Origin of the sequence: Lacticaseibacillus styriensis, from assembly GCF_030770295.1 — a bacterium.
GTDB classification, from domain to species: domain Bacteria; phylum Bacillota; class Bacilli; order Lactobacillales; family Lactobacillaceae; genus Lacticaseibacillus; species Lacticaseibacillus casei.
On record NZ_CP132483.1, the window covers coordinates 3,089,732 to 3,111,384 of the forward strand.

General features: G+C 47.4%; 19 protein-coding genes and 1 tRNA gene. 5 read left to right on the forward strand and 15 right to left on the reverse strand.

Annotated elements, in window-relative coordinates; translation table 11 throughout:
* The 3 genes from LACSTY_RS14470 to LACSTY_RS14480 all read right to left on the reverse strand — a co-directional run bounded on the left by LACSTY_RS14470 (position 1) and on the right by LACSTY_RS14480 (position 3,155).
* The gene (locus LACSTY_RS14470) at positions 1 to 420 is read right to left on the reverse strand and encodes a YjdF family protein (protein ID WP_087913176.1); all 420 of its coding nucleotides are present in this window, start codon (positions 418 to 420) and stop codon (positions 1 to 3) included.
* 248 nt (positions 421 to 668) lie between these two features.
* On the reverse strand, positions 669 to 1,847 hold the full coding sequence (locus tag LACSTY_RS14475; RefSeq protein WP_087913177.1) for an NAD(P)-dependent malic enzyme: 1,179 nt from the start codon (positions 1,845 to 1,847) through the stop codon (positions 669 to 671).
* 36 nt (positions 1,848 to 1,883) lie between these two features.
* Entirely contained in the window at positions 1,884 to 3,155 is a 1,272-nt protein-coding gene (locus LACSTY_RS14480) for a 2-hydroxycarboxylate transporter family protein (RefSeq protein WP_225362729.1), read from the reverse strand.
* 208 nt (positions 3,156 to 3,363) lie between these two features.
* Here LACSTY_RS14480 and LACSTY_RS14485 point away from each other — a divergent pair, with 208 nt between their 5' ends.
* A complete protein-coding gene (locus tag LACSTY_RS14485) occupies positions 3,364 to 4,914 on the forward strand; it encodes a Spo0B domain-containing protein (protein ID WP_087913179.1) in 1,551 nt (516 codons plus the stop codon).
* The gene (locus tag LACSTY_RS14490) at positions 4,911 to 5,594 is read left to right on the forward strand and encodes a response regulator (protein ID WP_087913180.1); all 684 of its coding nucleotides are present in this window, start codon (positions 4,911 to 4,913) and stop codon (positions 5,592 to 5,594) included. Before LACSTY_RS14485 ends, LACSTY_RS14490 begins: the two co-directional genes overlap by 4 nt.
* 252 nt (positions 5,595 to 5,846) lie before the next feature.
* On the opposite strand, the gene LACSTY_RS14495 is transcribed toward LACSTY_RS14490, so the two are convergent.
* Both LACSTY_RS14495 and LACSTY_RS14500 read right to left on the reverse strand, forming a co-directional pair.
* Entirely contained in the window at positions 5,847 to 6,323 is a 477-nt protein-coding gene (locus tag LACSTY_RS14495) for a GNAT family N-acetyltransferase (protein WP_087913181.1), read from the reverse strand.
* A 196-nt stretch (positions 6,324 to 6,519) separates the two neighbouring features.
* Positions 6,520 to 7,071 carry a hypothetical protein gene (locus tag LACSTY_RS14500; protein ID WP_087913316.1) on the reverse strand — a complete coding sequence of 184 codons (552 nt, stop codon included), beginning with the start codon at positions 7,069 to 7,071 and terminating at the stop codon, positions 6,520 to 6,522.
* A 293-nt stretch (positions 7,072 to 7,364) separates the two neighbouring features.
* Between LACSTY_RS14500 and LACSTY_RS14505 the strand changes: the two genes are divergently transcribed.
* Positions 7,365 to 8,327 (forward strand): D-2-hydroxyacid dehydrogenase, encoded by a 963-nt coding sequence (locus tag LACSTY_RS14505; RefSeq protein ID WP_151466782.1) that lies wholly within the window; start codon positions 7,365 to 7,367, stop codon positions 8,325 to 8,327.
* A gap of 129 nt (positions 8,328 to 8,456) precedes the next feature.
* Here the strand turns inward: LACSTY_RS14505 and LACSTY_RS14510 are convergent, their stop codons facing one another.
* The 3 genes from LACSTY_RS14510 to LACSTY_RS14520 form a co-directional block, all read right to left on the reverse strand.
* The gene (locus LACSTY_RS14510; RefSeq protein WP_087913183.1) at positions 8,457 to 9,314 is read right to left on the reverse strand and encodes an NAD(P)-dependent oxidoreductase; all 858 of its coding nucleotides are present in this window, start codon (positions 9,312 to 9,314) and stop codon (positions 8,457 to 8,459) included.
* 239 nt (positions 9,315 to 9,553) lie between these two features.
* Entirely contained in the window at positions 9,554 to 9,952 is a 399-nt protein-coding gene (locus tag LACSTY_RS14515; RefSeq protein ID WP_025013278.1) for a hypothetical protein, read from the reverse strand.
* 212 nt (positions 9,953 to 10,164) lie between these two features.
* Positions 10,165 to 11,094 carry a DUF7916 family protein gene (locus tag LACSTY_RS14520; protein WP_087913184.1) on the reverse strand — a complete coding sequence of 310 codons (930 nt, stop codon included), beginning with the start codon at positions 11,092 to 11,094 and terminating at the stop codon, positions 10,165 to 10,167.
* Between the two features lie 318 nt (positions 11,095 to 11,412).
* Here LACSTY_RS14520 and LACSTY_RS14525 point away from each other — a divergent pair, with 318 nt between their 5' ends.
* Positions 11,413 to 12,045, forward strand: coding sequence for a hypothetical protein (locus tag LACSTY_RS14525; protein ID WP_087913185.1), 633 nt, complete (start codon positions 11,413 to 11,415; stop codon positions 12,043 to 12,045).
* Positions 12,046 to 12,167: 122 nt separating this feature from the next.
* On the opposite strand, the gene LACSTY_RS14530 is transcribed toward LACSTY_RS14525, so the two are convergent.
* Positions 12,168 to 12,240: transfer RNA gene (locus LACSTY_RS14530), tRNA-Lys, on the reverse strand.
* A 280-nt stretch (positions 12,241 to 12,520) separates the two neighbouring features.
* On the reverse strand, positions 12,521 to 13,441 hold the full coding sequence (locus tag LACSTY_RS14535; RefSeq protein WP_087913186.1) for a ribose-phosphate diphosphokinase: 921 nt from the start codon (positions 13,439 to 13,441) through the stop codon (positions 12,521 to 12,523).
* 200 nt (positions 13,442 to 13,641) lie between these two features.
* Between LACSTY_RS14535 and LACSTY_RS14540 the strand changes: the two genes are divergently transcribed.
* Complete coding sequence (locus LACSTY_RS14540) at positions 13,642 to 14,571, forward strand: alpha/beta hydrolase (RefSeq protein WP_025013268.1); 930 nt, start codon at positions 13,642 to 13,644, stop codon at positions 14,569 to 14,571.
* A gap of 115 nt (positions 14,572 to 14,686) precedes the next feature.
* Here LACSTY_RS14540 and LACSTY_RS14545 read toward each other — a convergent pair whose 3' ends face one another.
* From LACSTY_RS14545 to LACSTY_RS14565, 5 genes are all read right to left on the reverse strand, one after another.
* Entirely contained in the window at positions 14,687 to 15,640 is a 954-nt protein-coding gene (locus LACSTY_RS14545) for an alpha/beta hydrolase (RefSeq protein ID WP_087913187.1), read from the reverse strand.
* Positions 15,641 to 15,760: 120 nt separating this feature from the next.
* Entirely contained in the window at positions 15,761 to 16,915 is a 1,155-nt protein-coding gene (locus LACSTY_RS14550) for a mannitol-1-phosphate 5-dehydrogenase (RefSeq protein WP_087913188.1), read from the reverse strand.
* A gap of 3 nt (positions 16,916 to 16,918) precedes the next feature.
* Positions 16,919 to 17,362, reverse strand: a complete 444-nt coding sequence (locus LACSTY_RS14555) for a PTS mannitol transporter subunit IIA (RefSeq protein WP_047106766.1) — start codon at positions 17,360 to 17,362, stop codon at positions 16,919 to 16,921.
* 4 nt (positions 17,363 to 17,366) lie between these two features.
* Positions 17,367 to 19,424, reverse strand: a complete 2,058-nt coding sequence (locus LACSTY_RS14560) for a BglG family transcription antiterminator (protein WP_087913189.1) — start codon at positions 19,422 to 19,424, stop codon at positions 17,367 to 17,369.
* A 35-nt stretch (positions 19,425 to 19,459) separates the two neighbouring features.
* Positions 19,460 to 21,280: a PTS mannitol transporter subunit IIBC gene (locus tag LACSTY_RS14565; protein ID WP_087913190.1), complete on the reverse strand. Its 1,821-nt coding sequence runs from the start codon at positions 21,278 to 21,280 to the stop codon at positions 19,460 to 19,462.
* Positions 21,281 to 21,653: the final 373 nt, after the last annotated feature.

Genomic DNA, 21,653 nt, shown 5'->3' on the forward strand with positions numbered 1-21,653 from the left:
TCAGTGACCGCGATGCTTCTCCAAACGTTTGGTCTGTTTCTTCAAACGAACTTCACGAGCATGCTGATCTTTTAGCCGCTTTCGTCGTTGCTTTTTCAACCGCAAGTTCTGTTTGTGCTCTAACTTCAAAAGTGTTGATGCTCGGCCTTTTCTGGAGTCCCGAACCTCTTTTCGTGCTTGCCGACTGCGCCTCTTCGGGTTCATCGTCAGTGGCACTTCAGCAAGAACGTTTTCTTGGGCCGCTACCCAATGCAAGCTGCCCCATCGTTGTTGAATCAAACACAACAACTCATTCGCTGTCGGAACCTGCGTACCAAATGTAACTTTGGCAACACGATACGTGTCACCCACTACTTGTTCAAACAACCCCCGATAAAAGGGTTGTTCAAAATAAACTGTTAGCTTGCCTTGATTCGTCAAACTAACACCTCCTTTAAGTTTTTCACGCAATCCGGACATCCAAGGAGGAAGGATACTGACGACCTAAGCCGCGTCTGGACTACCAACCAGACTGTGTTTTTGATAACGCAGTGTTATTGTCTGACTTTGATGGGGTTGTGTCAAATAGAAGTTTTTGCTTTTTAACTAACCGACCTGTGCATGTAAAGATGAGATTAACAGATGATACGATGCATGACTTTATTAATTCCGCATTTATTCAAAAACCTCTATCCCTCAACCGTTGCCTTAGCCGCATGCCGCACACTTTCAGCCACGACTTCGGCGACATCCCCGTCAAACGCGTTAGGGATAATATTCGTTGTCGACAATTCAGTGTCTGGGATTAAACTTGCAATCCCTTTAGCTGCCGCAATCTGCATCTCAATCGTAATTTTGCGCGCCCTAGCATCCAAGGCGCCGCGGAAAATGCCCGGAAATGCCAGCACGTTGTTGATTTGATTCGCAAAATCACTGCGCCCTGTCCCTACAATATAAGCACCACCGGCCAAAGCCTGATCTGGGAAAATTTCCGGCTCTGGATTAGCCATTGCAAAGATAATCGGTTTATCAGCCATTGTTTTGATCCATTCTGGTTTCAAAACATGCGGTGCCGATACACCAACGAAAACGTCAGCACCTTTCAAGGCATCTTCCAAGGTGCCGGTGCGATTTTCCCGGTTCGTGATTTTGGCAATAGCCGCATGATGTGGTGGCAATTGATCAGCATTCTTTTCCGCCAAAATACCGACCTTATCAACGACCATAATATGCTTAACGCCAGCGGCCAGGAAGCGACGCGCAACGGATAATCCGGCAGAGCCGCCACCGTTGACAACGACTCTGATATCGCCAATGTTCTTACCAGCAACTTTCAACGCATTATATAGCGCAGCGAGCACGACAATGGCGGTCCCATGCTGATCATCATGAAAGACCGGAATATTGAGTTCATCAATCAAGCGTGCTTCAATCTCAAAACATCGGGGCGCACTGATATCCTCTAGATTGATCCCGCCAAAAGTTGGCGCCATAGCTTTGACGGCCGCAATAATTTCTTCGGTATCCTGCGTATCCAACACAATCGGCACCGCATCCACTTTAGCAAAACGCTTAAATAACGCCGCCTTGCCTTCCATCACCGGCATCGCTGCCTCAGCCCCGATATTGCCTAAGCCTAAAACCGCTGAGCCATCACTGACGACGGCAACAGTGTTCTTCTTGGTCGTCAAGTCATAGACCAGCGACGAATCCTTGGCAATGGCAGAAGATACCGCGCCGACACCAGGGGTATAGGCAATGCTCAAGTCATCCCGCGTCTCAATCGGTACCTTGGGTGTTACACTCAGTTTGCCACCATATTGTTTGGCCTGAGTCAGTGCTAGTTGATTGAAATCCTTCTTAGCCATGTTCGTTCTCCTCCTCAATTTTGTAAAATCGTCTGTCTAAAACACCATCCGCAAGATAGCGGTCATCGTAATCACCGTGATCGCACCGCCTAATCGCGTCGCAACCTGTGCAAACGGCATCAAATTCATGCGATTAGCCGTACTCAGAATCGCCACGTCGCCAGTGCCGCCCATCCCGCTTTGGCATGCCGTTACAATGGCCGTTTCAACCGGATTCATATTCAAAAACCGAGCCACGAAAAATCCGGTCGTAACTACCGTAAACACAACACTGATTACCACAATAAAATATTGCCAGCTCAGCATGCCCACGACGTCTTTTAGCGGAATGTATAAGAGTCCTAGTCCGGCCATCAACGGGAAAGTAAAATTACTGGAAATAAACTTGTAGAGTTGCTTGGCGCCACGTTGCGTCTCTCCCGGAATGACATTGATATACTTCAGAATCGCCGCTGCCACAATCATCAAAACCGGTCCGGGAAAACCTGTGACCGACTGCAGCAGCATCCCTAAAATGAATAACGTACAAGCCGTGAGTACGCCAGCGCCCATCATTTTGAGATCAAGTGGGCCGGTATCATCTTTTAAGGCATCGGCGAGATCGTCTTCTGCGCCATTGAGTCGCACCAACTGCCCCTGTCCAGACAACTCTGGCCGCTTTTCTCCTAGCCGATTCAACAAACCTGAACACATGATCGCAAAAAAGTTACCGATAATCGTAGCCGGGATCAGCTGAGCCACAAGCGCGCCGCTGGTCGTACCGGTGATCGTACTGTATCCTAAAGACAGCGGTAGAATTCCTTCACCAATTCCACCGGCCAAAACCGGCGTCACGATGAAGAAAAGTGTATGCTTCCACTCCAACCCCAACAACACGCCGACCAAAGTGCCGACACCCATCGCAAGGATCATACCTAGCATCATCGGCACGATCATCCGCATTAAGCCTTGGATCAGGATTTTACGGTTCATCCCCAAAATGCTACCGCAGACCAGACACGCGATATAGAAATAAAGAAAATTCGCTTGTTTCATCAGCATATCGGTCGCTTTTAGCACATTGGGATTCATCGCGTTATAAAAGACTAAAATCGATGGCACAAGTAATGATAAAATCGCTGGTCCGCCAAAATTTTTGACGACCGGGATATTAGCGCCAATCGTTCCCAGTAACCACCCCAACGTTAAAATGACTGCAAAACCACCGAGCATGTTCACAGGCAACTGTTGCATGACGCCAGCAAGGACAATGACGGCTGCCATCACAAGATAAACCGGCAGCGGCACCGAACCGACTTTAAAACCCATCCACTTTCCTTGTGTCCCTGAACCCGTCTTAGCTGTCGTGGATTTGTTTGCCATTGTTTTCTCCCCCTTCAACTGCTTATTTATTGACAGCTTAATGTAAGCGCTTTATTTGGGGAAGATTATTTAACTTTTTAAAGCATAAAATCATTTCTTTAAGCCTTCAGCAACTCGTTCACAAACTATTTCACCACTTAGGAGTATGAAAAACGTGAAGATAAAAGGATGGCGCCTGTGGAGCTGGCTTTCGCTCATTTTCACCTCAACCCTGTTAGTGACGGTTTTCACGGTCTATGGCTTAACCATGCTAGAAAACCGGCAGCAGTTTGAAACCCGCGAAGGCCAACTGTTACTTGCGATTGGTCGCCAATTAGCCCGGGAACCACGGGTCATAGCGGCACTTGAAGCCGATCATGCGGATCAGGCAACCCGCTCCTACACTAATACGCTGGCGAAAAACTTCAATCTGGACTTCGTGGTCGTGATGAATATGCAAGGCATCCGTCTCACCCATCCTGATCCCAGCCAGATCAATCATCATTTTCAAGGCGGCGACGAAGTAACGGCTTTACGCGGGCATGAACATGTTTCGGTCCGCCGGGGAACGTTAGGCCGATCACTCCGCGGTTTCGTTCCGGTTTATCGAGATGGTAAAGAGATCGGGGTTGTCGCGTTAGGCATCAAAGTGACCGCGCTGCAAACTCTTATCCACCACTCCCAGATCGGCTTTCGTTTGGCATTGCTTGTCGGCCTGGTCATGGGCATCCTGATTGCTTTCTTGGTCGCCTATTATATTAAGAGGCAACTTCACGACTTAGAGCCGCGGGAAATCGCTCGTTTGCTTGAGGAACGAAATGCCATGCTCGAAGAAACAAAAGATCCGGTCATCGTGATTGATCTCAACCAAAAGATTATGTTGGTCAACAAAGCTGCCAGCAAGCTGCAAAACCACCTTATCCCGCAAAGTGCATTTATCGGCCAACCACTAACCGCACTGATTACACATCCCGAACGCGTTAAGCTGACGGTCAAAACCGAACAGTTCTACCAACAAGACGGGCAGGACTACCTTTTCTCGGCCGCCCCGATTATGGTTAAGAAGCAAAAAATTGGTTACGTGATCTTTTTACGAAATGCGACTGAAGCGATTTTCGTTGCCGACCAACTAGCCAACACCACAAGCTACGCCAACGCCTTACAAAGTCAATCCCATGAATTCATGAACAAACTGCATGTGATTTACGGCTTGGTCGCTATCGAACAATACGACGAACTGGCGATCTATCTGCAAGATCTACTGAAACCGGAACAGGAATTTGCTAACCGCCTCGCCTTACTCGTGAAAAATCCACTTGTCGCCAGCTTTATGATTGGTGAACGGGAAAAATTCTCGGAACGAAAGACCACCCTAGACTACGAAATTTTCCCGGAACTACCGGCCAATCGCAATGTAGCAGAAACGAAAACGCTGCTAACGCTCAGCCGCTACTTGCACTTTGCCCTTCTTCAACACGATCTGCCTGACAGCATGCTCATTCAACTGGACTATGCAGTCAATCGACTAACCATCACCTATCATTTAGGCACCATAACAAATCGTGATGCACTTTTATCATTCGTTCATCAAGCTTACTTCCAGCAATTGCTTTCTGATTTACACGGCACCATCACATTCAACCAAGATGGCCCGCTAGTATTGAAGTTAGTTGTAGACTATCACGGCGACGACCTTATTCTCAACGAAAAGAGGGAAAACACATGACAAGCATTCTGATTGTTGAAGACGATCCGATGGTGCAATTCATTCACCGTAACTACTTGGAAAAGATCGGTACATTTACCAATATTTATTCCTCAGAAACCATTGCCGAAGCCCGGAATTTGATAGCAACTCGACCCATTCAACTGATTCTTTTGGATATTCGGCTCAAGGATGGTAACGGCATTGACCTTCTAACCGAGCTGCGACGTACCAAGCAAACCGTTGACGTCATTTTAATCACCGCAGCCAATGAAGTTGAAATTGTCAATGATGCGCTGCACTTAGGCGTCATCGACTACCTCATCAAACCATTCACACTGCAACGCTTCGAAAAGAGCATTCACCGTTTTTACGCCAAGAACCGCATGTTTGACAGCGATCAACTCAATCAAAACCAGCTCGATGCCTACCTCGAACCACAACCGCATGCATCAGCCCCGCTCGAACTAGATAAAGGACTAAGCATGGCTACCCTAAAAATCATCCAAGATGCTATCGCTCAACTCCAGCAGCCGTTTACGGTGCCCCAATTAACCGCGAAAACCGGTCTGTCTCACGTCTCCGTCCGCAAATATTTAAACTTTCTGGAAACCCATCGTTTTCTAAAAAGCGACACCATCTATCGCAAAACCGGGCGGCCGTTTAAAACTTACCAGTTGCTAACGACTTTGCCGATTTAAAAAGATCGAGATTAGCAAAAATCCGCTAGCACCAGCCTAATTCGCCGATGCTAACGGATTTTCATTGTTTGATTAGCGATTGCAACACCAAAAGACAAGCACAACGTTACATTTAGGCACAAACTTTCCCGAACTTAATGACTAGTCACCATACCAGTTAAGACTCGTGACGGGATCATTCGACCACCCTTGCCTTTTGCCATAATTGTCTTTAGGAGCGATAATCAAAATAATTCTTTTATACTTACGCTACTAATTAGGGAACTTCTCCAGCCGATAAAGTTTCTCATCATCAATTTTCTTATCACCATGTTTGAAGTCATAACCCATATGCCGGTAAAACTCCACACCAGTAATTGAAGCCGGGATTTCAACACGGCTAGCCCGTTTGAAATATTCATCTTCTTCAAGCGTCTTGATAATCAAACGACCAACGCCCTGTCCTTGATATTCTGGAAGCACAAAGATATCGAAAAGACTAAATTCATCCTGGCTTCCCCAGTACGAACCAATTGCACCAGTGCCGATGATTTTATTGTGATCACAGAATACATAGAAATGAGTCTGTTCAGCCTTCTCGATAAAGAAATCACTTGTCATTTTCTGAATATCTTTTTCAATATAACCAGAGGAGTAATCTTTACTATTCGATTCTCTCAATACTCGAGCGACAAGCTTCGCTACTACCTGAGCATCAGCTGTTTCAAAACGTCTTACCTGAATATTCATAAACTCACCTCCAAAAGCAAACAAAACACGGACCTATGTAGCATTTGAGCAAGCCCCTTGCCGAATACCTTTTAACAACTTATCATACACAGATTATGCTCAAATAACCACGGTAAAATTTACTATTTAATCACAAAACTAAAAACAGCTAGCAACCAAGTCACTACACTCTATTTAACAATCGCTGCTCTGGCGCCTAATGACTAGTCACCATATTAGTAAAAACCCGTGACATAATCACCCGATTATCCTCGCTTTTAGGAAGCTGCTTGGAAGGGTTCCGCCAGTGGTAGTGGTCCAACGGTTTCACGCGAATTCGACGGGTTTCCGGATATCGACGATGTAACGAGGCCAACTGATGCGCCCACACTCGCTTTCCCGTATGTAAGTTAATCAACGCATAGCCCTCACCACTTACACCAGACTTCAGGAAGTCATAGTTGTCATCTTCCTTCGCCTTCACAATCATCACCTGACCATGCCACCCAGCGGCTTGAACATGGTAAAGCAGCGTGTTGGCATCAGTCGTTGTCTGTAACTTTTTAGGAATTCGCTCAATCAAAAAAGGGCCAACACCCGACTTAACGATTTCCAAATTCCCAGGCAGCTTAATCAAAAAGCCCTCGGCATCAGCGCCGGGATCGCGTTTGTTTTTAGGACCTTGGTGACGAAGACTGACAAAAGTTACAAGCACAAGCGCCAACACACTGACGATCAGAACCAGTGATACAAGGTGTTTCCTTTTCAAAATGACCACCCAACTTTTCTATAAGCTGCATTGTTTGCGAAAAATTCCACTATTTTTAGCATAATTCTTGCATGCACATTCAGGCAGTCTGGACCAAAAAGTTAAGGTAATTTCATGTTTTTAGTGGAATTTCTGACTGATCATAAGTATCGACATTTGTTTCACGTGAAACAGTCTAAAGTCGTTCAATTTTCTCTCAGTTTAAATCAGCTTCTTCTATAAAAGTCGTATACTGGAGCCAAGCGTCACACCAATATTGGACTAATGATCAAACTCAGCGAGGTGTCTGCACGATGAAAATTGTCTTACTCGATGGTTACGCGTTAAACCAAGATTTAGACTGGAGCGCCTTACGCAATCTGGGCGAATGCCATTTTTATGATCGCACGCCGAATGACGATGCAAAAATTTTGGCAAGGATTGGCGATGCAGATATCATTTTGACTCACAAGACGCCTTTGACAGCCAAAACGATTCGCACTGCTCCGCGCATTCGATACATTGGCGTGATGGGCGATGGCTATGATGTTATTGATACTGAGGCAGCTAGTGAACGGCATATTCCGGTGACAAATGTACCGATTTACGCAACGGATGCTGTTGCCCAATTCACCTTTGCCTTGCTCCTAGAAATAACCAGTCATGTCGGCCTCCACAACCGCCTTGTTCATGAAGGCAAGTGGTCGACCAGTCCCGATTTCACTTTTTGGGCAAAGAAGCTGGTGGAACTTAAAGGAAAGACACTGGGGCTCATCGGTTATGGCCGAATTGCCCAGAAAGTCGCGACCATTGCGCATGCCTTTTCGATGAAGGTTATATTTTATAATCATCGGCCCAAGCTGCACGACCCAACCATTAGTCAACAAGTTAGTTTTGATGAGTTGCTGAAGCAGGCCGATATCATTAGTCTGCACGTTCGCCAAGCGCCAGAAACCTTGAACATGATTCGCCGCGAGACGATCGAAAAGATGCGCCCGGGAACGATTATTATTAATACGGCTCGTGGCAAACTCATCAATGAGCAGGATTTGGCCGAGGCGTTAAATAACGGAAAAATAGCTGCAGTCGGTCTTGATGTCGCGCAGCAGGAACCGATCAGTTCGGACAGCCCATTGTTAACCGCTAAAAATTGCTATATCACACCGCACATTGCCTGGGCGCCGTTTGAAACCAGAGAACGGCTGCTTGATATCACCGTTGCGAATCTAAAGGCATTTCTTGAGCACCATCCCCAGAATGTTGTCAATGCAAAGTAGCATATGAGAATCATGTAATTACCCAAACTTCCCTTATAAATCACCTGAGTCAATCTTTTCGGCAACTAAAAAATAGACCGATCACAGCCTTCATCGCCGTGAATCGATCCATTTTTATGTTGTGCAGCCTCATTTTTTCGAAGTGTCCGGCAAAGCCGTCTTCTTGTTCGTGATATCAATAAACTGCGCCTCGCCGACGACAGAATCAACGGCTTTTTGCAGTCGCCGCATTGCTGCACTGGCGATTGGTAAGTCGACAAAGTCCTTGGTCGCATTGTCCAGCTCGACTTCATCAGCTACGGAATCTTTAAGCGGCCGCGGGTTACTTTCGTCTAAAGCGCGAATGACGACTGGCTTAAGTGGGCCCATTTGTAATAAGTCCAAGGTCGTGGCGTAGTCAATGCCATACGCATCGGCAAGATCCAGCGTTTCGCGAATCCCTGCTTCTGCCGCCATGATCGCGACATTCGTGATCAGTTTAAGCTTGGCGCCATTACCTTGCTCGCCGACGTATTTAACGGTGCCGAATGTTTTCAAGACCGGAAGCACCGCGTCGACCGCATGCTTGTCTCCAGCCGCGATCAGTACCAGGCCAGCTTCACGGGCATATTTCACGCCGCCAATCATTGGCACGTCAAGGAGTTTGGTGTTTGCCGGCATGACCGCCTGAATGGCCGTAATCTTACGCGGATCCAGCGTGGACGTCACGATAAGCGTGCTGCCGGGTTGCAGATAGTGAACAATTCCGGGCTGCTCAGGAGTGCCGATATGCAACGCTGGCACATCATCGGACATGACCGACGTGATCACGACTTTCGACGCGGTTACCGCGTCTTCCAACGATTTTGCCGCCGTCACGTGCTCTCCCGTCAAAGCTGCCATTTTGGTTGGCACTTTATCCCAGATCACCACGTCATAACCGGCTTTTGCCAGATGCGGTACCATGTGACTCCCCATATCGCCAACACCAATAAATGTTATTTTCATGTTTTTTCTTCCTTCCCATTACAAAAGCATGCCGTACTGAAAACGGCATATAAAAAACACGGTCGTTTCTGACTAACTCGGACGTCAAAAAGGCTTTTGTCGACTGATCATGATTAAAATCACCATCAATCCGCGCGTACGTCTTAACCTAGCATGATCACAAAATGATTTCAATAATAAAGCTCGCGGTGTTCCTGACGCTCATCTCCGAACGCGCCTGTTATTGATGCACCCAAAAGTCATTCCGGCGCCGTCCCTGCAACGCGTGTCAAGCTGACCGTCAAGACGTTATCGGCAGTCGTGTTGTAATCAGCCAGAATACCCTTCACAATCCCTTTAGAAGGGCCATGAGTTCGCGTGGTCTCCTCGTAATTTTGAATCCACGTGCTGACAGCATCAAAGCCAAACTCGAAGCCTTCAAAAACCTGCATGTACGCCGAGGAACGCGGATTGGTGGTCACAATCGTAATCTTGGTCACGCGTCCGTTGGCGATCTGCATCGTCAGCTTAATCAAGCCATCATCAAAAAACTTAACGGTTCCATCTTTAGCCGTTGCCGGCAACCGATAATCAGCCAGACGCATATTGGCATTGTAAACACGCTGAACATATGCATAACTACCCAGATCTTCGTGCATTTTCTCACGGCCTTTCTGTCATCGCGTCACCCCAGCCTTCGCATTGGAGTGGCTGGTTTGCGTTACCTATAGTGTACAATTTAATGACAAAAAGAAGAATCAAACAGCTCGGTCAGCCGGATACTGTCGAAAATGTTGTCTTAATCCACTTTGAACTTCCGGGCACAAAAGGCAGATGTTGCGTCTTTTCACGATAAAAAGTTTCGTCAATCCTAACGATTAATCGACCTTGCCATGCGTTGGATCGTATGCCGTTCCCCGCGAATGGCCTTGCTGATGGCATACAGGTTGTCAACTGGCGACTCAAACCCCCACGCGGAATCACCAACATGTTGCATGTCCACGCCGCAGATTTTATTGCGAATAGCCATCTCCTGAAGCACACGGCTACCGCTGCCTTCCTGACTCGTCCCGATCGCACTCATGACCAAACCGCCCGCGCGATGAACCACCTGCACCACCGCCTTCAAAGCAGCCTCATCAAATCCCGGAATCGATCCAACGGCCGGCGCCAAAATAACATCAGCACCTGCATCGATAAATCTTTTCGCGGTTTCCTCGCTCATCAGCGGTTCATCGACGCCCGAGGCATGCATTTTCCCGGCAATAATCAAGCCGCTGAAGTACGTTTTGGCCAAAGCAATGCTGTGGGCGATTTCCGCATTCGTGACGCCGGTACCCGGATTACCGGTCAAAACCATAAACTGGAAGCCCATCTCCTCGGCCTTCTTGATAACCGCCTCGCTGGCCGTGCAACCAGGCAAAATGGAAATTTGATTCTCCATCATATTTGGATGGTCACCAATCGGCTCAATGTTGATGCCAATAGGCCGCCCCACCAACTTCTGAAGCCGCGCAATACTCGCCTTACCATCATGCTTAGGCGCGCTATATAAATCGCGTTCACCGGGATAAAGTCCGAAAATTTTCGGATTGTACACATCGAGCCGATTGCAAAGAATCATATCCGCCCCAAACGCCGCAGCGATCTCGGCAGTAGTAATGCTATCCAAATTCTCTTGCGTCACAATATTTTCGCTAACAATAATGCGCCCTTCACTCGCTTTAATACTTTCCTTAAGCTCCTGCCCGTTAAATTGCATCACTTCACTGGTACTGGCACTCAAAAGTCGTTTAACCATTTTTCGATGACCTCCTGTTTAATGATTCCAAATTGACGTGAATGTTCTTCTTACCAAGCATTATACTTCGGCGGCAGCTTCGATTTCGTCTTCATCAAACATCGATTCGTCAATCCCCCAGAAACAATTCAGGACAAACGAAACAACCGTTGTCAGTAACAACCCCACGACAGCAAAGATAAAATTATTGCAGCAGGCTGTGGACGGACACTACAAGTATCTGACTAAAGCAGGTCCAACTTACACAAGAGATTATGTTTTAGAGAATGCCATGTGCTAAGATCAAAATATTAGTATAAGGAAATCGGAGGAATAGAAATGGAAAATGTGGTAATGTTTTTTAAAGTTCTTGCAGGAACGGGCGGAATAATGGCTTTCTTAAAAGTCATTAGCCTTATACCTTCAAAGCTTCATGATAATGTCGCCATCGCTATGTATCAGGGCGGGACGACAATTCATAAGATAGCTCAAAATGTGCTAATAGCTATGAGCGAATTGTCTTTAGTCCTTTTTCTTTACAGCCTATATACAATGAATTTTTCACTTGTTTTATCCTCATTAACGGGTTTAGTATCTTTTATCTTTTTGGCAGGTTATTCCCCAATCAATCGGGATGCATATGTTTTTTGGAATGACAATTACTATAAAGTTCTAAAGAAAATTGAAAATAATCTTGTCCTGGAGTTGATTGAGGTTAATGAAAAGAACCCACCAGCAATCAAAGCAAAAGATGCTCCCCAAAAAAGATCTCAACAATTAATTGAATTCTTACTTGGAGACAACAACGTCAGGACTTTCATTCTATTACCAGAAGATGAACTAAACAGGATTGAACTCAAAACGGCCAAAAAATTTAAAGAAGCAAGAGATTCCTTTGAGCAAAATAGCGCTTTTCCAATTAGCCCTGTTAATGAAAAGATCGAAACAAAAAACTCAAACGCAAATCAATGAGCCATTTAGCCTTCTTTGTAAAGACTGCCATCCGCTGTAAATTTTCTCTTAGTAAAACTACGCAAAAACCGCAGCTTGCAAACGTCCATTAACGTTTACAAGCTGCGGTTACGTTTATATTCTGGGTGGTCAGGGGATCGAACCCTGGACCCACGGATTAAGAGTCCGTTGCTCTGCCAGCTGAGCTAACCACCCATTGACTTATGTCTGTCGCGCTTCACGACTTAAATATAATATCATGTACCCCTTACTGGCGCAAGTGTTTTACAAACTTTTTTGAAGGAAAATTGCTTTAGTGCCTGTTTATCCGGCCGCAATAGTCTCCATTCTGTGGCTGCAGGCCCCCTTATGCGTCATCAATTTTGCGCATTCCTTGTTACTGATTAGCCCTAAATCTTCAAAAACTAACGCTTGCACAAAAAATCGGTCTCAGCGAGACAAGACGCATCTCCTGAAACCGATAGCTTAAGCCTTTTTAAAACAAAACATGAATCGACTGATTACTATTAATCAACTTAATCGCCTTGCCCAGCATTGGCCCGACGGAAACTTGGGCGAGTCCTTCGAATTGGTGCTTGGGGTCGAGCTGAATGGTGTCGGTGATGACGACCTTTTTCAAGCCTAGGTGTTTGATTCGGTCAACCGCGCCGCGTGAGAAGACGCCGTGGGTTGCGGCGGCGTATATGTCGAGGGCGCCGGCTTCGCTTAAAGCCTTGTAGGAGTCAACAATCCGGTCACCGGTGTCGATCAGGTCATCAATGATGATGGCGTGCATGCCTTCAACGTTACCGATGACGCCGATGTGATCCTGATCGCGCTTGTCCACGATGGCGATGGGCGTATGTAACTCTTCCGCCAATGCCCGCGCTTGTTTGGTGCCACTGTGATCTGGAGCAATGACCACGACATTGTCGCCGAGATTCAGCTTCTTAAAGTAGTCCCCGATCAACCGGTGAGCCTTGAGATGGTCAACCGGAATATCAAAGAACCCTTGAATCTGGTCGGCATGCAATTCGACTGCCACAATGCGATCGACGCCATCCATTTCCAACATGTTAGCGACTAATTTGGCAGTGATCGGTTCCCGTGATCGCGCTTTTCGATCAGCACGCGCGTACCCATAATATGAAATGACCACGTTAATATGGTGTGCACTGGCGCGGCGCAAAGCGTCAACCATGATCATGAGCTCCATGAAGTTCTCATTAACCGGATCAGAGACTGACTGGATCACATAAACATCAGCACCACGAACACTTTCCGGCAATTCGATCTGAATCTCACCATCGGCAAAGTGATTAACGTTCGCGGGCGACAGCGGTAATCCAACTTCTTCCGCAATCTTTTCAGCTAATGGACGATTACCATTGAGACTGAACAACTTTAATTCGTGCATCGATTTCTCCCTTGTTCATATTTAACGGTCTGCACCGTCATTATACGAGAAAAAACAAGAAATTGCGACTGGTTATCTAATGAGTTAAAGTGATAGCAGAACATTTGCAGATTCATAAGCAAGGCTTCAGCCAACGTTAGCTTTAGCATTTGCCATGCTTTGATCCAACTGCAAGACTTGGAAATGGAGGGCTCTTTATCATGAAACAAAGCCATTTGATCGGCCTTGCAACCCCGTTGTTATTGTCAGCGGGCACCTTAGCAACTGCTGAGCGTTTTTATCAATATGCATTTCGCCGAATTAATTATATTCCGGACGCACGGAGCTCCATGCAAAAATACGCTCCGTTATATTACAGTCACGTCCATTGGGTTGAAAGTCAGCGCCATATCGAAGCCTGGCACATGACCGCCCCGGACAACCAGCGCCTCGAAGCGCTCTGGTTACCACATCCCGGCAGTAAAAAGGCCGTCATTATCGGCCATGGGTACAAGGGCACCGGTATCACCATGAGTAATTTTGCCCACATGTTTTATGATTTAGGCTTCAACGTCTTGTTGCCGGATGATCGCGGCCATGGCGAGTCAGATGGCGAATACATCAGTTTTGGCTGGTTGGATCGCCTTGACTACCTCGGCTGGCTGCAACGCATTCTCGACCGCCTGGGCAATGACGCGAAGTTACTGCTGTTTGGCACCAGCATGGGCGGGGCAACCGTTTCGTTAGTCGCCAGCGAGCCTAGCCTGCCTAAGCAAGTCAAAGCCGTGATTGAAGATTGCGGCTACACGGATGTCGAAACAGAGTTAGCGTACTTGCTCAAAAAGCAGTTCCACTTACCACCGATGCCATTGGTTCCGTTGGCAAGCTTTATCAATTACCGACGACTAGGCTATCCCCTACGCGTTGTAAATGTTCGCCAGGCGTTGACGCACAATCGTCTGCCATTATTCGTCATTCATGGCGCTAATGATGTTTACGTACCAACTGAAATGGGTCGCCAGAATTACGCTGCCTCAGCTGGCCCTAAGGCACTATGGATCGTTCCCGGCGCTGCGCATGCGGAAAGTTACTGGGTCAATCCGGCGGCGTATCAGGCGCACGTCAAGCGGTTCCTGGATATTTTCTTTTAAACCGGTTACTAATCGGATCAGCAAAAAACGCTTGGATGTCACAACGCATCCAAGCGTTTTTTTCATGGTGATTGATCAAATATCGTCTAGCTCAACATGTTCCGCGGCCCGGCACTCAATCAAATTCGTCTTCATCGGCTTCGTCATGCTGCTTGCTGAGGTCGTCAAATGTCCGTAGCATTGCCAGGTTTGTTTCAATGCTTTCCGGCCATTCCCAGTGCTGGACATTGAAGACGTGCTTGAGGTGCGGCCCGGCACTGGCAGGCCATAGCTTGGTCGTGTAGGTGACTTTATTGGCGTCGAAGACTTGCAACAAGGCCTGACTTTGTAAGTAAAAGCTATCATTTTGGCCGCCAATGAGCATGAATGGCGGCAAATCCAAGCCCTTAACCACCTGCGAGAAATTCAAATGGTCCGCTAATGCCTGATCACCGCCGCTCAGCTTATCCAGGTAAAACGATGCCATCTCACTCATGTCACCGGCCGCTTCTGGCAGTTTACTTGGCTCAGCCACGGGGCAGACCAAAGCAACCATGGTAAAGTTAAAATTAACCCGGCTAACCCCGAAGAGTTCTCGCAGCTCCTCGCTTTGCTGAATGCAGGCAACTAAGGACGCTAGATGGCCGCCTGCCGAGTCGCCGGTCAAGAGGACATGGTCAAGGTCAAACCCGCGCTGAGGGCCATAATGCGACAGCCAGCGCAGACTTGAAAAGATGTCTTGAATCTGACCGCGAACATCAACATCCGGCAATAGCCGATAACCCATTCCCATCACGGCGTAACCCTGACTCGCCAAGTAACGACAATAGTTTTGGTTGAGGTTCCGATCGCCATAAAACCAGCCGCCGCCATGCACATCAATCACAGTTGGCAATGTCGCATTCCGCCGTTTCGCCGGATAATACAGATTCAACGTCTGCTGGGGATCAGCCGAATTCTCATACCGATATTCCGTCTCCCAGTGAACATTTTCGGGCACCCGCTCTTCGGCATACCGCGCCTTGTCCCGCGCACCGGTTTGTGCCCAGACTGCTTGAATCTTCGCCAACATTGCATCTTCATCAGCCATACAAGATTGCCTCCTATTTCTTTTCGTCACCATCGCATTAAAAAGGTTATTCCCATATTAACGCAAAAAGGCTGTCAGTGACGCACCTGACAACCTAATCGTTTATTTTCATTGTAATTTTTAACGGTCCTTCGACTTAACACTGGCTTCGACTTCATCAATCAAAGCAGCATCTTTCAAGCCGGTGACTGCTTTAATCACGTCAACCAGCGGCTGATCTTTTAGCATTGCCTGAAGTTTAACCGCTTCAGCATCGTTTGGTTCAACGTAATGGAACATCATGCCAACCGTATCCATCAAAACGCTGTAATCTAAACCGCGTTCTTTTAATTCACGAATCGGCCGGATGAAGCGTTCGTTGTAACCCAACTTGCGAATCGGCGTGCGGGCAACCCGGGAAATATCATCGGAAATGTAGGGATTCTGGAACCGTTGCAACACCCGATTTTGATAAGTTTCGAGTTCCTTTTCGTTAAAGTTCTTGAACTCAGCGAGCAACAATGACCGGGTTTCGGCCAGTGCGCCTTTTGCCTGATTGAAGACTTTCGGATCCTTGATTGCTTCGCCAATGGTGGTGTAACCCAGATACTTGCCGGTGTAAGCCGTTGTGGCGTGACCGGTGTTGACCGAGAAGAGTTTCCGTTCGATGTAAGGTTCCAGATCCGGAACATAATCAACGGTCTTCAGCTTCAGATCCTTGTTCTTCATCTGGCTTTCGTCAACAACCCATTCTTTGAAGTCTTCAACGCTAACCGCCAGCGGATCATCATGCTTTTGTTGCGGCACAATGCGGTCAACAGCCGCATTCGGGAAGCCAATATACGTATCGGTAAAGGTTTTGCCGGCGTCATCGAGATGTTCATACACGCTCTTTTTAAGCGCCTGTGAACCGCCAATCATGTTTTCACATGCAATCACATCTAGCGGCTGGTGATTGTTGGCCGCGGCACGGGCTTGCAGTCCTTGCGCAATGAGCGGCGCAATGATTGGCAGAATCTTCGGGCCAATAGCAGTGGTCACCAAATCTGCCTGAGCGATCGCCTTCACAACTGCCTCAGGATCCTTGGCATTGTTCAAGCCGTCAACATTGTCCACGTGAATCTTTTTCTCGCCTGGGGCCGCCAGCGTGATCGTATATTCGCCACGCTGATTCAACGCATTGATAATCGTCTCGTTAACATCGACAAAATTGATCTTAAAGCCATTCGCGGCAAGTGTTTCACCGATGAACCCGCGACCAATATTACCTGCACCAAAATGTACTGCTTCCATCATAATTTATTCAACTTCCTTCAGTAAATTGACGATTTCTTCCGGCGTTTGCGCGTCGGCTAATTTCTGGACATTCTCCACATCACTGCAATACAGCGCAATCTGCGACAAGAGCTTGAGGTGTTCACCGTTCAATCCGGCAATGCCGAATACCACCGTGACCAAGTTCTCGTCAGCCGGATCTTCTGACCAATCAACACCCCACGGATATTGAACCACCGAGATCCCGGTTTTTTTAATATATTTCATGCCTGCTTCCGTACCATGGGGAATCGCAATAAAGTTGCCCATGTATACCGAAACGTCACGATTACGATCAATCATTGAATCAATATAAGCCGGTTCAACATTGCCATTGTCGACCAGGAGTTGGCCGGCCTGACGAATGGCTTCGTCCCTGGTCTTTGCTTCCTGACCAAGCTTGATCGTGTTTACGTCGAGTCCTTTCATCATGTCACCTTCGATCAATTTTTTGGATTTCGTGCATAAAGACTTCTGTCATTACTTGATATAACTGACTATAGTTACCTTTTTCAAAAAGCCGTAAGTCAGCTGGTGAGGCAACTAGCTTGGCGCTAACCGCACTCAAAAGGGTTAATGTTTCCTGTGAAACAGGATTCGGAGTTAGCAGTAACAGGATTCGCTGTAACTGGATGGTCCCCATGTCCATCGCCGGTAGCGGTAACGAGCTGGTGAGATCAAAGACGCCGATATACGGGGTGGTGACCCCTTGGCTGCTGGTGTGAATCATTGCCAGCCCAGTGTCCGGAATACCGACCGGGGCCAACTCCAGCCGCTTTAACAAAGCTTCTTTAACCACCGGTGCTTCGGCAACAACAGTCGGTAACCGGCTGAGTATCGCGTCAATCGCAGCCGCAATCGTTGTGACTGGCGCCGTCATGTCAGTTACGGAAAAGTGTTGCAATAAACCATCTGCCGCCATCACCATTGTTTTCAGACTTTCAAACGCCGTGACCGTCTGATCCAGCGACGGTTGGTTCGCCGGTCGCACCTGTTTAGGGGTGACCTTTTGAACTAACCGGCGAATTTCGGCCATTTCTTCGCGCCCCAGGATCGGGGTAATCACTAGATATTGGTGTTTGAAACCCGGTAACGGCATGGTTGCCAAAACCAAATCGTAATGTTCGAGTTGCTGCTTAGGTAAATCGCTGACTTGAATGATTTTGATCTTGCGAATCTCAGGCACCTGAACTCGTAATTTTCCGGCGATCAAACTGCCGGTTCCGGGACCATCACTTGTGATCAGCAACACCGCAACCGGCGCATCGGTTCGCGTATGATCCAAGACCGAGGCGAAGTACAAAACCAGATAGCCTAACGCATTGCCGGTAAAGGCGCCGCGTCCGAAAACGTCATCGGCCGCTTGTTGGACAGCCTGATAAAGTTCCGGATAGTCATCCCGCAAATGAGCAAGCACCGGATTCGTCATCGTGACCCCAGGCAACCAATCGCCGCCGGTTGTCCGTTGAACATGGGCAAGCAGTGAGGAATAAAGTTGCGTATTTCCGGAAAATTTCCCGGGAAATTTTCGCGCCACTTCGCGAATTAGTTCTTGGACTTCCAGGTTAATGGTCAAATCAAACGGATCAACCTGTTCACCGGCTAAGCCGCCACGAATGTTACTGAGTTCAACTGCTAAAAACTGATAGTCGCCAACGCGAACTTTTTCCCGGATGGTGGGATCCATTTCGGCTAGAAACTGGAGTGCCAGTTGTTGATCCTGAAACAGCCGTTCCTGGTCAAAATGGGGTTGGGCCTTCACATGATGATCTTCACGCAACCGATGCGTGTTAACGGCAACGGTGAGTAACACTGCTTTGCGTTGATTGTCACTCAGGTCGGCTAGTGCTTTGATGCGGGATAGTGCCGTATTGGCTGCCAGCAGTTCTTCTTGCGGTAACCGTTTGATGAAGTAATCCGTCACCGGATCAAAGGTTTGCCGCGGATCATTTAAGAAACGAAAGAACACATACGGATTAATTTCAGCATTCAAGACGCCGACAAGTACTCGCCGAATATCGCCTTCCTGGCCTTCAATCCAGATACCGGCAGCTTTTTGGCGATTCAACTTGAGATGATATTCATTGAGTGCCGGTTCCAGAATATCAAGGTCTTGTTTAATGGTGGTCACGCTGACATCCACATCGGTTGCTAAGGCCGTCATGGTTTTGGGTGCGCCCGCATTCAGCATCATTAGGATCAAGGCACTCTGCCGCTGACTGGGATCGAACGTCAGGTTTTGTTGTTGCTGGGCCAACGTCTCCGACAATTTTGCCAGATCCGTTGTCGCGCCGGTTAACCGGTAGGAACTGCCATCACCTTTGTCGAGCTGTAAGTTCAAGGCAGTAATATCATGTTCCAGTTGCGAAAGTTCACGGTAAATGGTCCGGCGGCTGACACCCAGCTGTCGTTGCAGCTCGTCCCGGCTCACACCGGCGGGCTGACTCATCATCAGTTTGATCATTTCCTGTTCACGATTCGTTAGTAACATGTTTTTCGCCCCAGACGGCCGCAACTCGACCTCGCCTATTTCATTTTATCAATAAGTTTATCATAGTTCGTTGCGTTCAAAAGACCGTCGACGGTGTAGACTTGAACATTGGCAAATTGCAATTTAACGCGGCGTGCCGTTTCCTTTGATGCGATAATCAACACGTTGTCTTTGTCCTCAATCTCGCCGATCGCGACATTGCGTACCTTGACATCCTTGTTGAGTTTCCGCAATTCGGAACGGAAAGTTGCCTGTGCCATCGTCGCAGAGCCGATGTTTTGATCATGATGCAGGAAGTCAACTTCCGTAATCTTATCAAAATCAATCTCGTTCAATTCGTCTTCCGGTGTATCCTGTTGCGCTTTCGGCGCTTCTGCAGTGGCTGTTTCGTCCGTACCGCCAACTGCTTCTGCTTTCAGACTGGCAATGATTTCATCGTACTTCGGACTATTCAGGAAGTTTTCAACCGCAACGTGAGCAGCACCCGGCGTCTGTTTCTTGGCACGATCCGCCAGTTCGTCTTGGGTCACAACCAACAGTCCCGGCTTATCTTGCAAATTACTGATCGCCGTGTTGGTAACTGAAAGATCCAACCCAGCCTTCTTGACCTTGTCACGCAGAATCGAAGCACCCATTGCGCTTGAACCCATGCCGGCATCGCAAGCAAAGATGATTTGTTTGATGCCCTTAGCCTGATTCATCACGTCTTTGGCAGCCTCGACATTTTGTCCTTTGGCTTCAGCCTTCATGGACTTCATCTTGGCTTCGCTTTCAGCTAATTCATCGCCGGTCGTGCTCTTATCCCGACGTAGGATGACTGCTGAGATAAGGAAGGAAACGGTCGTGGCACCAGTGACACCGATGATTAAGCCAAGATAGTTCCAAACGTTAACAGGCGACATTGCGAATAAGGATAAGATTGAACCAGGTGAAGGTGAACTCTTCAAACCTACATTAAAGATAGAGAATAATGTGGTTCCAGTAACACCACCAGCCATAACCGACAGGAACAACGCTGGCTTCATCAAAACATATGGGAAGTAAATTTCGTGAATACCGCCAAAGAAGTGAATAATGATGGCGGACGGCGCAGAGCCCTTGGCTGAACCTTTACCAAACAAAGCAAAGGCTAACAATACTCCAAGCCCTGGACCCGGATCCGGTTCGAGCAAGAACAGAATAGATTTGCCATGTGCAGCAGCTGCTTGAATGCCCAGCGGCGTTAAAATACCTTGGTTAATCGCATTGTTTAAAAACAGGATCTTCGCTGGTTCGATGAAAATATTGGCAATCCATAGCAAACCATGGTTGATAATCCAATCAACACCTGTTGCCATGACATTCGTTAATCCTGAAACAATAGGACCCATCAGGAAAAAGCCAACGATGGCTAACAGCATGCCGATAATGCCGGCACTGAAATTGTTAACCAGCATTTCAAAACCTTGGCGAATTTTGTCTTGAAAGCGGTCGTCCCACTTTTTGATACACCATCCGCCTAATGGACCCATAATCATCGCACCAATGAACATAGGTACGTCGGTGCCGACAATGACACCCATTGCGGCAATAGCACCAACAACGCCACCACGATGACCGGCTACCATCGAACCGCCGGAAAAAGCGATTAATAATGGTAAGAGGTAAGTGACCATCGGTGTGATCATCTTAGCCAGTTGCGCATTTGGCAGCCAACCACCTTTAAGGAAGATGGCAGTAATGAGGCCCCAAGCAATAAAAGCACCGATGTTTGGCAACACCATGCCGGAAAGCTTGGTCCCGAATGATTGCATACCGGCCTTCAGATTGAATTTCTTCTTCTCCGTTACCGGCGTGTTTGCTGATTTAGCTTCCAAAGCAAACACACTCCTTTCCCTTGTTTACGGAGATTATTGTAACCGCTTCATGTAATCGCTGACAAAAGCTACTTTGGCACAGTTGGCTGTGCCAAATATTCACCCCAAGCCTTTTCCAACATTTATTTGCCAAAACAGCGCCAAATAGACGATAACAGTATTCGCTAACTGTTTCACGGGTTATCTTAAAAGGCGCAGATTGCTCGGAGACAGCAATATTTAATGACGATGTCAGCTTCAAAAACCCGCTTTTCTTCCTTAATACAAAATTTTGACGAATGCACAGAAGCTTTCTTAGAAAATTCAAATTTAGGTATAGACCATTGTTGACAAGGTTACTTTTCGATGTTATATTGGACTAGACCAGATAAGG